General features: G+C 41.7%; 12 protein-coding genes. 5 read left to right on the top strand and 7 right to left on the bottom strand.

Going from position 1 to position 13,117, the window contains the following annotated elements; translation table 11 throughout:
* Position 1 precedes the first annotated feature (1 nt).
* Positions 2–2,143, bottom strand: coding sequence for a tetratricopeptide repeat protein (locus QXD64_01055; GenBank protein ID MEM3395903.1), 2,142 nt, complete (start codon positions 2,141–2,143; stop codon positions 2–4).
* Between the two features lie 94 nt (positions 2,144–2,237).
* Here QXD64_01055 and QXD64_01050 point away from each other — a divergent pair, with 94 nt between their 5' ends.
* The gene (locus QXD64_01050) at positions 2,238–2,999 is read left to right on the top strand and encodes a PrsW family glutamic-type intramembrane protease (GenBank protein MEM3395902.1); all 762 of its coding nucleotides are present in this window, start codon (positions 2,238–2,240) and stop codon (positions 2,997–2,999) included.
* Positions 3,000–3,045: 46 nt separating this feature from the next.
* Here QXD64_01050 and albA read toward each other — a convergent pair whose 3' ends face one another.
* Together albA and QXD64_01040 are read right to left on the bottom strand one after the other, a co-directional pair.
* Positions 3,046–3,330, bottom strand: a complete 285-nt coding sequence (gene albA / locus QXD64_01045; GenBank protein MEM3395901.1) for a DNA-binding protein Alba — start codon at positions 3,328–3,330, stop codon at positions 3,046–3,048.
* 67 nt (positions 3,331–3,397) lie between these two features.
* A complete protein-coding gene (locus tag QXD64_01040; GenBank protein MEM3395900.1) occupies positions 3,398–5,899 on the bottom strand; it encodes a PAS domain S-box protein in 2,502 nt (833 codons plus the stop codon).
* A gap of 262 nt (positions 5,900–6,161) precedes the next feature.
* Between QXD64_01040 and QXD64_01035 the strand changes: the two genes are divergently transcribed.
* Positions 6,162–8,735, top strand: coding sequence for a DUF2791 family P-loop domain-containing protein (locus QXD64_01035; GenBank protein ID MEM3395899.1), 2,574 nt, complete (start codon positions 6,162–6,164; stop codon positions 8,733–8,735).
* Positions 8,736–8,745: 10 nt separating this feature from the next.
* Complete coding sequence (locus QXD64_01030; protein MEM3395898.1) at positions 8,746–9,429, top strand: PHP domain-containing protein; 684 nt, start codon at positions 8,746–8,748, stop codon at positions 9,427–9,429.
* 3 nt (positions 9,430–9,432) lie between these two features.
* Here QXD64_01030 and QXD64_01025 read toward each other — a convergent pair whose 3' ends face one another.
* Positions 9,433–9,654, bottom strand: coding sequence for a hypothetical protein (locus tag QXD64_01025; protein MEM3395897.1), 222 nt, complete (start codon positions 9,652–9,654; stop codon positions 9,433–9,435).
* A gap of 161 nt (positions 9,655–9,815) precedes the next feature.
* On the opposite strand from QXD64_01025, the gene QXD64_01020 reads away from it, so the two are divergent.
* The gene (locus QXD64_01020; GenBank protein ID MEM3395896.1) at positions 9,816–10,250 is read left to right on the top strand and encodes a pyrimidine dimer DNA glycosylase/endonuclease V; all 435 of its coding nucleotides are present in this window, start codon (positions 9,816–9,818) and stop codon (positions 10,248–10,250) included.
* Between the two features lie 25 nt (positions 10,251–10,275).
* On the opposite strand, the gene QXD64_01015 is transcribed toward QXD64_01020, so the two are convergent.
* From QXD64_01015 to QXD64_01005, 3 genes are read right to left on the bottom strand one after another with little or no spacing between them, the layout of a single operon-like run.
* A complete protein-coding gene (locus QXD64_01015) occupies positions 10,276–10,512 on the bottom strand; it encodes a thioredoxin family protein (GenBank protein MEM3395895.1) in 237 nt (78 codons plus the stop codon).
* Positions 10,509–11,582: an ACR3 family arsenite efflux transporter gene (arsB, locus tag QXD64_01010; GenBank protein ID MEM3395894.1), complete on the bottom strand. Its 1,074-nt coding sequence runs from the start codon at positions 11,580–11,582 to the stop codon at positions 10,509–10,511. The genes QXD64_01015 and arsB overlap by 4 nt, the downstream gene beginning before the upstream one ends.
* Before the next feature lies 1 nt (position 11,583).
* The gene (locus QXD64_01005) at positions 11,584–12,639 is read right to left on the bottom strand and encodes a permease (GenBank protein MEM3395893.1); all 1,056 of its coding nucleotides are present in this window, start codon (positions 12,637–12,639) and stop codon (positions 11,584–11,586) included.
* A gap of 73 nt (positions 12,640–12,712) precedes the next feature.
* Here QXD64_01005 and QXD64_01000 point away from each other — a divergent pair, with 73 nt between their 5' ends.
* Positions 12,713–13,084 carry a metalloregulator ArsR/SmtB family transcription factor gene (locus tag QXD64_01000; GenBank protein ID MEM3395892.1) on the top strand — a complete coding sequence of 124 codons (372 nt, stop codon included), beginning with the start codon at positions 12,713–12,715 and terminating at the stop codon, positions 13,082–13,084.
* Positions 13,085–13,117 lie beyond the last annotated feature (33 nt).

The following is a 13,117-nucleotide window of genomic DNA, read 5'->3' as shown; positions in this document are numbered from 1 at the left end:
GTCATTTTTCCATTTCCTCAATTTTTTTCCTGGCTGCCTTAAAATCAGGTTTGATTTTCAGTGCGTTCTCAAAACACTTGAGCGCATTTTCCTTGTGTCCCTTCTGCTGATATACAGAGCCCATAATAAACCAGTAAAGTTCGCTATGCTGCATCTCCCTTGCAAACTTCTTGAGCTCAATTTCACATTCATCAAACTGTTTTTTCGCATAAAGGACTAGGCATTTTTTAAGTATTATTGCTGGATTTCTTGGGAACTTTTTTTCTAGGAGTTCAAGAGTAGATAGTGAGGCACCATAGTCACCAGAAACAAATGCTGTAAATTCCTTACCGAAGAGGGCTGGCAGGTGCATTTTCTGCTGGGCAAGTACTATCTCAAAAAACTCAGATGCAAGTTTGAAGGAACCTGTGCCAGAATGAGCATACCCTGCAATAAGTGCAATCGCCGGATTTTTCATACCTTTACCTTCCAGCATCTTTGCTGCTCTCTCAAACTCACCCTCTTTTACAAGGGACCAAACCTCTCCTACTTCTTCCTGGGGTTTTGGTATTTGTTCCTCTGGTATTGCCGATTCTTTTGCAATAGCGGATACCAGCGCTGCTAGCCCTTTCACACCCCCTTCTTTATTATCCACAGCCACCACCCTCTTCTCCTCTATGGGCTCTGGTGGCTTCTCCACATTTCTCTCGTCTTTCTCTTTTTCCTTTTCAACCATCTCCACAAGCTCGAACTTTTTTATCTCCTCCTTTTCTTCCTTTTTCTCCTCTCTTTTCTCAATAACTTCTAGTTTCTCAATTTCAAGAGAATTCTTTCCCTCTGATGCTCCGAATTCCTGCTGTAATTCATCGGGCGTCGACACCCCTCCTCCAATCACTCTGGTTTCCTCGACCTCGGAAATCTTTTTCTTATCACCTTTCTGGGAAAACTTACGTTTTGCTTCCTTCAGACCCTCCTTCGCCTCCTTCAAATCAGGTTTAATTTTGAGGGCCTCTTCAAAACATTTTATTGCTTGAGAGTATGCTCCAGCATTCATTGCTGCAATTCCTGCCAGATGCCAGCCTTTTGCAGAATTTTTTTCCTTCAAAAGATACTTTCTAAAACTTCTGTAGGCCTCTTCATATTTTTCCATTTCATTGTATAGCAAACCGATGTTCAGGAGGACATCTGCATAGTCAGGTGCAATTTCAAGCACTTTTTTGTAGCTAGATAATGCCTCCTCATGTTTTCCGAGCTTCTTCTGGGCTGTTGCAAGGTTGTTCAAGTAGTTGGGAGTGCCTGGCTTGAGCTTATTTGCCCGTTCGAAACAGAACAAGGCATCTTCATACTTCTCCTTGATAAAATACACGACACCCATATTGTTCCAGACATTATCAAGTTTCTTGTTGTTCTCAAGAATCTTAGTGTAACACTCCAACTCCTCATCATACCGTTCTAGCTGATGCAATAAGTCGCCAAGCTCATACCATAACTCGTATTTATCAGGCATCATTTCTAGTGCATTTTTGTAAATTTCAAGTGCAACCTCGTTTTTTCCCATCGCCATATAAGTTCTGGCCTTCATACTTATTGCTCTATCATATCCTGGTTTCAGTTGGAGGGCTTCATCAAACCACTGCAGTGCCTTTTCATACTCCTTCATCTCAAAAAATTTCATGCCTGTTTTCATGTACTTCTCCAGCGCTCCAGCACTAGGCAGTGAACTCTGACTTCCCACTTTCTGTTTATCTGATGTAATGGTTTTCCCACCAATTTGATCAAAGTCGGGAACAGCTGATTTTTCCGAAATTTCAACGAACCCCTTGCTCTCAAGAAAGTCCTCAAGTGCCTTACCCGAATAAATTTGCAGGTTTTCATCAACAACTTCACCGGAAACCTTTCCAGTGGTAAGAACCAATGCCTCTGCATTCTCTTTTTTAAGCACTTTCTTGAATGCATTTAAAAACTCTTCTGAGAGTGTGGCACCAGTGTGAAAGACAAGAACAAAACTCTTTTCAATACCTTCCTTCTTCAGCTTCCCTGTAAGCTCAATAAAATCTCCTTTTATAAACCTGGTTTCAACCTTGAGTTCAAGGAACTTAGCTATTCCATCAACAATTTCCTGGAGTGCTGGCTTTGGCATCTTTCTAAGGGATTCAACACGCATCTTGAACCCTTATCTCACTCTAATGATAAATATTTTTGGTTAAACCATGAAGTAAGCAGAAACTCTAAAATACTGAGATTCTATTGTTTCGTTCGTGAGCACTCTCTCAGATCTCCTGTTGAGATTTCTCCTTCTTGTGCTAGCTGGCTTCTTGCCCTCCCTTATCTACTTGATATTTATCAGAAATACAGAGAAGTTCAACAGGGAGCCATGGAGCATGGTACTCAGTGTATTTGCCAGAGGGGCATTTTTTTCAGTGGTGATTGCGATAATCTTTGAGTTGATTCTCTACTTCGTTTATAAAATTCAGATTGAAAGAATGTATCTAATTTTAAGAGAACATGCTGTATTAGAAGGAATTATAATGGCCTGTGTAATTGCACCATTCGTAGAAGAACTTGCGAAGTTATCTGCTGTCACCAAAGCGAAGTTTCAGATCGACGAATTTGAGGATGGTTTCATATATGGGGCCGCTGCCGGGCTTGGGTTCGCTGCCACAGAGAACATATTTTATGAATGGGAGTTTGCTCTCTCCGGAAATTTCGAGAGCTTTGCCATACTAGTTTTTGTGCGAAGTATCTCATCTACAATTCTGCATGCTTCTGCATCTGGAATCGCTGGCTATGGACTGGCTTGCATCTATCTTAGGGGAAGTTATGGGACTGGTATCTTAATGCTACTAGGTGCAATGGGTCTTCATGCACTTTTCAACCTATTCGCTTCTCTGGGAGCAATTCTCGGGGACCTTTGGTACTCAGGCCTTATTGGTTTTGTATTTGCGATTGCGCTTGCCTTCCTTGCGTTTGGTTATGTGCGTGGGAGAATAAAACAACTCGACATGGAAAATAGATATTGACAGAAAAAACAAAAATAGAGAAAATCACAGAAAAACAAACTCGGGTTTACTTGGAAAGATAAATCTCTATGGAAGAAACATTTGTCTGTTTGTTCTCCTGGTTCGTGACTGTTTCTGTGCCTATCCTGATTTCCTTTACCTTCACAGTGTTCAGGAACCTGTTTTTCACAATCTCTGCTACATCCACTGCCCTGCTGATAGCTTTGCCTCTCGCTTTTATTGCGACTTCTGTAGCACCACTGTTGAACTGAGTCACCACTGCCAACACATAGTTCATTGGTGGTTTTTTGCCCACGAGTATTATGTTATCTCCTTTTTCCTCTGATACCATGGATATCACCACACTTACAACGAGCAACCAGTATTTAAGGATTTTGCACAAATTATCTGGCTGTTAGCTATTTCTCTGTCCTTATTTCAACCTCAAACATACAGGTTTTTTCACCACCTGCGATACTCTTATGTTGCTCGTGAAACAGCACATCACCCACCCATGATGCACTTCTAAACACCAATCCCCTGCACATCCCACACATCACAGGATAATTTTTTGCCTCTTCTAGCCAGGGACAGGTGAGAAACTCCAAAATAAGATTTCCGTCTACTCTCCTTGATTTCACATTCACCCCCAGTTGCTTCAGTAGTTTCTCGAGCCACATCAAATAAACAGTTATGTCTGTAATGTCACTCATACCCTGCATTTCATCTTTGAATTTACAGAAATCGGCATAATATGTTTCTTCGAACCGTTTTCCGAACTTTTCCATTACAACATTGTAAACAGAGAAAGGTGCATCTTTGAAATACATCGGTATCGCTGTGCTCATCAAACTCTGGATTCTGAGTTTCTCAATTTCTACTGTAAGTCGCTCTCTCTGTTTTCTGTCAGAAATGTCCCTAACAGAAACAATAAGTTTTTTCTCCCTCTTTCTATGGGCAAAAGGTACAATTGAAATTTCACATTCAACCTGGCCTCTATGCGAAGAAGGAAGTCCCACCTCAAAATTTATCGGAACCATCAACTCCATTGCCTTTAAGGATTCCTGTCGAATTATATCATAATCCTGGCTTTTAAGAAGCTCTCGCACATCCTTCCCGACTAGTTTCTCTACTGGCAAACCAGTAAGCTCAGTTACTGACGGAGTAATAAATTCAATTACACCCTTCTCGCTTATTATACAAAGCACATCAGTAATGTTTTCAGAAATCTGTTTGAGACGCTCTGCATTTTCAATTAATGCCTCCTCCAATCGTCTCTTCTCCTCTCTATCCCTCATTGCCCCAAGCCCGAAACCAATATTTCCTGCAATCACCTCAAGCTCTTCAATTTCCTCCGATGTAAACGCATTTTTACCGACATAGCCAAGAAACAGAGAACCCTTGATTTTGCCTCTGTCAACTATTGGAAGAAGAACGAATTCAGATAAATCCATCTCAGCGAGAAAACGCCGCATCTCCTCTCCCTGGTGCTGTCTAATCATGTGAATTTTTTTCCCTTGCGATATCACAGTTCTAGCATACTCATTATCAAGAAGTTTATGTGCGAGAGATTCTAGAAACCCAATCTTTTCAATCGGTTTCATAACTTCAATTTCATTCTTCTCATTTTTCAGAAAGAACAAACAGGCATCGTAACCATTTTTCATGAAAGAAACGAACACATTATTCAAAAATTTATCCGCGCTTGAAAATGATGCAATTGCCATGCTCACATCAGACGAGATGCGGAGCAACCTGTTGGAGAGCGTCAATGTCTCCTCCAGATTCTTTTTCTCCGTTATGTCCACAGCCATGCCCTCAAAAAATTCCTCGTTGCCTACATTTACAACACGTGCATGAACCAGAAGCACACGGACCTTGCCGTCAACACCTATCATTTTTATTTCTGCACTTGCTGGTAATTTCCCGCTTTTTGCCCTGTTTATGATTTCAATTCTCTGTGATATGTCCACATAGTGTTCGCTTGCCACAAACTTGCCGACCACATCTTCCCCTTTCTCACAGCCCACCATTCTTGCAAATGCATCGTTGGCCATCACGACAAGCCCATCACTCAACCTTGACCTATAGATGCCAGCAACTGCATTGTCAATGATTGCCTTGTAGTCCTTTTCCACAGTTGCAAACTGCTTTCTGAGCGTCACAAGGTCTGTAAGTTCAGATGTTATCTCCATCACTGCCATAATTTCTCCAGCACTGTCCAGAATAGGATATGCTCTAATGTACCAAACCCTGCCATCTTTTCCAGATACAATGCCATCCTCAAATTTCTTGCTCATTTTTGCCGTGCGAACAGGACAGATTTCACAGGGGGTTTCCCTGCCATGCCAGATTTCATAGCACTTCCTGCCGATAAGTTCTTCCAGCTTCTTACCCACCGACTTCGCAGCGGCAAGATTTGTATAAAGTACTGTATGCTCTGGGTCCTGGATCGCAAAAAGGTCCTGTATTCCGTTTATTATAATGTCATATAATCTTGGCTCTACACTACCCCTAATGATGCTTGATGCCAAATGTGACGCAAGGGCTGCATAAAAATTCAAGTATTCCTTTATCTTGCTTTCCTCACCAGTCAAAAAGAAGATGAGACAGAGTTTCATATCTCCGCATTCTATTATTTTACCCCAGGCATCGATGTCTTCCAGAATCTGCAAGATGGGTTCATTCTCAGTACCCTCTGCAAACTGTCCTTCTATTTCTTCCCTTGAAATTCTGAACTTCTTTCCCTCCTCAAGGTTTCTGATTTTTCTCTCACTCAAATTAATTTTCGCATTGCAATTCCCTATGTTCTGGGCATGCTTATCAGCTGTTATATGAGACCAAATCAGCACTGATATTTTTCTCCCATGAAGTTGCCCCAACAGCACTGCCTTGGCATTCTTTCTCTCAAATCTTTTCATAAGGTGCTTTAGTATCATCTCACATAGACAATTTTCCGATTCTGATTCCCTGCTACTCATCTCGTTCAATAAGATTCCCCCTATGAACCATCAACATTAGCTGAATGTTTACCCGATTGATTTCAGGTTTAGGAATTTCGTTATGTATTCATCATATATGTGCGGAAACATAAATAATTTTCTGTAAAAATTTTTACAAAATCCCCAGATTACAAGTCCTCTGAGGACAAACTTTTTCTAACAGTATCATATTCTTTCAATCATGGAAATTCCGTTTGTAGGCAGAGATAAGGAAATCCAGGAACTGAAACAGGGACTGGAATCCGCAAGGAATGGTAGAGGCAAAATGTATTTTATTACTGGCCCTGTAGGAATAGGAAAAACTCGTCTTATTCTTGAAATCTCAAAGTATGCGGAGAAAGAAGGTTTTACTGTGCTTTTTGGTCGTTGCCTTGATGAGAAGGCGGTGCCTTACCTGCCGATTACAGATGTCCTTGAAAAATACTCTAAGAGAGAGGCAGATGATTCATACACTCCCCTTGCACTGGTTGGTGGTGCTAGTGCTGAAATAGTGGAGGAAACAAGCGTTAGTGTTGCAAGGGAAAAAACCAGAGTATTGGAAAATTACCTCAGAAAATTCACTGAAATTTCTCAGAAAGCCCCCATCCTTTTCATACTTGACGATGTACAGTGGGCAGATTCCGGCACGCTCTCGTTCTTGCACTATCTTTCCAGAGCAATCTCGGACATGCGGATTCTTGCTATTGCGGCCTATCCTGACGAGTACTTAAAAGTGATGGGGAACACACCATTTACCGAGACCATTCACAACATCAACATTGAGCGAAATTGCATGGGCATCGTTCTCTCCCCACTTGGTGTAAACGATGTCTCCATAATTCTTGGTGCAATTCTAGGAACTTGGAAATTGCCTAAGGAACTTGTAGAGGAAGTACATGAGCGGACTGGGGGAAATCCGTTGTTCGTGGAGGAAGTGGGCAGAGCAATCCAAGAGCAGGACTTATTTGATGTCACCAAAAGAAAACTCAAGGTGGATATAAGCGAGATCCAGCTCCCTGGTACAGTTAAAACCATAATCTCGCAAAGAGTAAGCAGATTTGACGAAGATACAAAAAAGGTGCTGAGAGGTTGTGCCATTCTCGGTAGAATCTTTGAGTATGAAGCCCTAAAGAATACTGTGGAGATGGATGAAGATAAACTCCTAGACATTTTGGATAAATTGATTGCCACTGGCTATCTAGAGCAGGCACATGCAAAGGAAGAAGTGTATAAATTCGTGCATAATCCTGTCTACGAAGTTATTTACATGGAGACCTCCGCACCTAGAAGGCGTCTGATGCACAAGAAGGCAGGAACTGAGCTTGAAAAACTCCATGGAAAGGATAAAAAATACTATGCCGAAATCGGACGCCATTTCATTCTAGGTGGGGAGCCCCAAAAAGGTGTTCAGTACAAAATTCTTGCAGCAGAATTTGCGATGGCAAACTATGCTACTGAGGAGACACTGCAAAATCTGCTGGAAGCTGTTGGTGTTCTTGAAAACATTCCAGATGAAAATGTAAAAAAGGACTTTGTCGTGAAAATCCACAGGATGCTTGGTGATTGCTACTCCACACTTGCAGAATTTGATAAGGCAATTTCATCATACGAAAAAGCCCTTCAGAACACAGAAGAAGTAAAAACCAGAATCGGGCTCCTCATAAAAATGAGCTATCCCTACATGGAAAAAGGGGACTTCTCAAAATGCATAGAAATCCTGGAGAATGCTCTATCTCTGGCAGGTGAAGACGCAAAGCTGAAGAGTGAAATTTATAGAAACAGGGGCTGGGTGCATGAAAAGAAGGGCGAATACATGGTTGCAGTCGATTTCTACAAAAAAGCTGCGGAACTCAGCGAACAGGCGGGTGATGAGATTCTCGTTGGTGAGGCCTACCATCGGCTTGGCACTGGACTCTGGTTCCTTGGCGACCTAAAGCGGGCAAAAGAGTACATAGAAAAAGGACTGGAAATCAGAAAAAAACACAATCTGAAGAAAGGAATTGCTGGCTCCTACAACAACCTTGGCATAATTTATGGAGACATGGGAGAGGTGGAAAAATCCCTCGAATTCTACGATAAAGCAAAAAGAATGTATGAGGAAATTGGAGACCTCTCAGGTGTCTCTACAATTTACAACAATGTTGCTGGCATCTACACACTTAAAGGGGAAGATGAAGAGGCAATTGAATTTTACAAAAAAGACCTGGAAATCTCGAAAAGAATTGGAGATAGAACTTCTGAAATGCTGGCTACAAGCAACATCGGAACCATTTACCAAGACAGAGAGGACTACAAGACCGCCCTAGAGTACTATGAGACAGCGATAAAAATTTCTCGAGAACTTGGTGAAAAGAGGATGTATGCCAGCACCCTCAACAGCATGGCAACAACCTATGCGGAGATGGGCAATCTGGAAAAGGCAATGGAATTGATAAAAGAGGCAAAGGCAATTGCTGACGAAACGGGCAGCAAGGAACTGATTGCGGGAGTAATCTCTGGCTTTGGCGAAATCTACCGCCTTTCAAAGAAGTTCGAGGAGGCGGAGCGAGAATACATGGAGGCAATGAAACTTTACCAAGAAATTGAAAAAATAGACAGTTTTTATAGTACAAAAGTGGACCTGGCAAGGGTTTACATAGATAGTGGGAGAAACGAAGAAGCAATAAAACTTCTAGAGGAAGCAAAGCAGTTTTACACAAAAGTGGGTGGTAAGGGAGTGCTTAAGAAGATAGAGAAGGAATATGCGAGAATCGAAAAAGGAAATGTTCAGGGATAAGGCGACCCAAATGGAAAAAATGAATCTACATTTGCATACGAAATATTCCGACGGAATTTTTTCTCCCAGTGAACTCATAGAAGCAGCAATACACTATGGAATCAATGTTGTTGGTTTTGCCGACCATTACCTCACAAATAAAACTACCGCAATCCAAAGATATGCAGAGAAATCCTATCTCCTGGAAATTGCCCAACTCAAAAAAAAATACAGCTATGTTATTCGTGTGTATGCAGGCGTGGAAATTGACTGTTCACTATCAGATTTTCAGTTAGAGAAATACAACTACGAATTTCTCAATCAACTGGACTTCGTACTGCTCGAGTATGTTAACGATAAAGCACATGATGGGATTCCACTTCAGGATGTGCTTCCGTTCCTTGATAAGCTCAATGTTCCAGTTGGACTCGCTCACAACGACATAGGCAAAAACTTTGAGGGAATAGAACACGATGTGCTCGCAGAATTTCTTTCAACCCATGGAATTTTCATAGAACTGGACACGAGCAGGAGATACCGCAGATTCGACATGCCATACTACAGGATTGCATCTGACTTTTTCAGAAATTATGGGCAAATGCTAAAGCTTAGCATCGGCAGCGATGTTCACACCGAAATTGAGGAGATTGCAAACATAGGAGATGCCATCAACTTCGTTCAAAAGCACAATCTCGAAAAATCTCTTATCTTTTAGCCCTTAGATTGTCTCAAATTTGAGAAGAATGTTTGTGCCTCTCAAAGCGTTCTGGACCCTGTTAACTAGCTCAATCGTTTCCTGGAGGTTCACGCTTGTCTTCCATTCATAGACAAAGTCGTAATTTCCCTGGGTTGGGCGAAAGCCCATCTGGTATAAAATGTCCGCAATCTTCGATGGAAGTTCGCCTTCGCTGTTAAATGTTACTGTAAGATATGTCTTCATCACTCTCCCCAATGTCAGAGTGGTATAAAAGAATTTCGTGGCCGAGCATTTAGTTTACTTTCTCAATTGTTTTTAGAATGATAGAAACAGACGAGGTCGTACCCTGCAGGTATCCTTAATAATACCAAAAATATCATAGATAAGTTAAACTCTGGGGTACTATGCGCCTATGGTCAATTCATCCAAAATATCTCGACAGAATTGGTCTCCTGGCAGTCTGGAGAGAGGGTCTATTAGCCAAAAAGGTTCTTGAAGGTAAAACAAGGGGCTACAGACAACATCCTCAGTTAATCCGCTTCAAAAACCACAAAAACCCTATTCTTGCAATCAACGCTTACCTTCTCGAAATCTACAAAGAAGCCAAGCGTAGAGAATACAATTTTGATGAACACAAAATAAAAACTGCGAATATGGATGAGAAAATTCCTGTCACCTCTGGGCAAATTGCATTTGAATTGGAGCACCTCTTAAAAAAGTTAATTGTAAGAGATACGGAGAAATATGGAAAAATAAAAAGAATTAAAAAAGAAGAGATCGAAGTGAACTCTGTTTTCTTTGTAGTCCCGGGTGAGATAGAATTCTGGGAAAAAACATGAAAACTTTAGATTCTTCTGCCTGCCTCTACTTTTTCCTCAACACTTCTTTGGCTTCCGCTACTTCCAGAACCTTGCCCTCCGATACCACCTCTCCATCTACCACAAGTGCTGGCGTCATCATCACTCCGTACTCACTTATCTTCGCAATGTCCTTCACTTCCACAACCTCTGCACTGATTTTCAACTCTTCCAACGCCTTCTTCACATTCTCCTTCAATCGCCTGCACTTTGCACATCCACCACCTAAAACCTCAATCTTCATTTTTTCACCTCTTTTGGTGACCCATGTTCGCTATAATACCTTTTCTTAATCCATAGGGCTACATTCACGAGTGAAATCAGCACAGGCACCTCCATCAATGGTCCAATTACCGCAGCAAATGCCTGGAGTGAGCCAATGCCCCAGATACCAATACATACTGCAATAGCCAGCTCAAAATTGTTGCTCGCCGCTGTGAACGATTGCGTGGTCGCAATGCTATAATTGAATTTCAGCTTGTAGGAAATGTAGTAGGAAACAAAGAACATCAGCAAAAAGTAAACCACGAGTGGCACGGCAACTCTTGCCACATCCATTGGGCGTTGCACAATGTACAATCCCTTGAACGCAAACATCACGACAATTGTGAATAGCAAGCCAATTAAAGCAATCGGACCGATTTTATTCACAAAATAACCATCATACCACTCCTTCCCCTTCTTCTTGAGTAGCACAAACCTTGTGACAATACCCGCAATGAAAGGAATGCCCAGAAAAATAAACACACTTCTTGCAATGTCCACCATTGAAACATGCACATACTCACTATTGCCAGAAATCCATCCAGAGACGAGTGTGACATAGAAGTAGGCAAGGAATGAATACATGAATATCTGGAATATGGAGTTAAGGGCCACAAGAACTGCACAATATTCTGTGTCTCCTTCTGCAAGCTGGTTCCACACAAGCACCATTGCAATGCATCTCGCAAGCCCAACCATGATTATGCCAATCCGAAACTCCGGCAAATCTGGCAAAAAGACCCACGCAAGAACAAACATGAGAGCAGGTCCTATTAACCAGTTGAGAATGAGAGAAGTCCCAAACACCTTCTTAGATTCCTTTGCCTTAACCAACCTGCTCAACTCCTCATACTTTACTTTTGCAAGCGGAGGATACATCATTACGAGCAAGCCAATTGCAATTGGAATAGACACTGTGTCTATCCTGTAGGAATCCAGGACTTCAGCCACGCCCGGAAATAAATATCCAACCCCTATTCCTATCCCCATCGCAATAAAAATCCAGAGCGTCAGAAATTTATCCAGCAACGACAAACTTTTCTTTTCCATCTCACCACCTCACTATGTTTCCAAAGATGTAGCCACAGAATGCAGAAATCACAATCACGAGAGCAAGATACGCAACTGTTTTCTTTGTCCCGATGATTCGGTAAAGCACCACCATATTCGGCAAACTTACTGCTGGCCCCGCTAAAAGCAACGAAATCGCAGGTCCTGCACCGATTATTCCTGAGTTATAACCCAATGTTGTACCAACAATCGGAACCTCAAGCAGTGTGGGCATGTAAAGCAAAGCCCCAACTATGCTTGCAGTGAAGCATGCAGAAATTGAATTACCAGAAAGAAACGGAGCAAAGGTTTGAGGAGGAAGAAAGTAGGCAACAACTCCCAGCACAAATGTTCCAGCCAGCAGAATTGGAAAAATTTTCTTTGCAAGGTCCAGGGTTTCCGTGCCCCATGTTTTCATCTCTTTCTTTGTGAAATACCTATAACAGAGCAAACCCAGAACAACTGCTAACAAAAGCATGACCATTATTTTCAGCCAGAGCTCTAGTTTTGCCCCACCTATAATCAGAATAGTTATAAGCAAAGTAAAGAAAACTAAGATTAACCAGATTGGTTTGCCCTTCTCATTGCTTTTTAGATTTGGCCTTTCCCCTCCACTTTCCCTCTTGAATAGAATACTCATGAGAACTCCAATTACCACAGACATCAGCACAGCACTTATCGCTCTTGCAGCCCCGAGGTCATACCCAAGTATCTGAGCAGTATATATAATTGCAAGAATGTTGATAGCTGGCCCTGCAAAAAGAAAAGTAGTGGCTGGCCCTATACCTGCACCTTTTTTGTATATTCCAGCAAAGATTGGGAGAATTGTGCAACTGCAGACAGCGAGCACACCACCAGAAACTGAGGCAACGCCATAGGATTTCCATTTTTCCACATCATTGCCGAAATACCTCAAAATTGCATCTTTCTTCACAAATGCAGCAATTGCACCAGCAATAAAAAATGCTGGAATCAGGCATGTGAGCACATGAGCTGATAGGTAATCAAGGACTGCATAGACCCCAGAAATAATTGCATCGTAAACTATATCTGCCATGTTTTCATCAATGGGTTAACCACAATGTGTATATATAATTTGGCATTTCAACAAAATTTGAAATGGTGAGAACATGAAAATTCCAAAAGAAATTGAGTGTAGGTTACGAACCAGAGGTGGAATTGACGGATTAAGCGAGAGTTTACCTAATGAAAAGAACTTGAGAAAAGCGGAAAAAGTGTTTAATGCATTGGGCGATTCCATCCGCATCAAAATTCTCTTCCTGCTTCATCACCAGGACCTTTGCGTTTGTATAATTAAAGAAATCTGTCACACGAGAGATTCCAGGCTCTCTTATCACCTGAGCGTGCTAAAGGATGCAGGGCTGATTGAATCCAGAGATGACGGAAACTGGCTGATATATTCTCTGACGAAAGATGGGAGGAAGGTTACAAAGTTTATATGGAACCTTATGAAAGAAAAGCAGTTTCTGAATGAGCTTTAAAAATGGTTATATACCTCTTTGAAATCGGGAATT

Source organism: Thermoplasmata archaeon (genome assembly GCA_038874435.1).
Taxonomy (GTDB): Archaea; Thermoplasmatota; Thermoplasmata; order Lutacidiplasmatales; family SKW197; genus SKW197.
The sequence above is the reverse complement of the archived record's forward strand: the minus strand, read 5'-3'. Positions and strand labels throughout refer to the sequence as shown.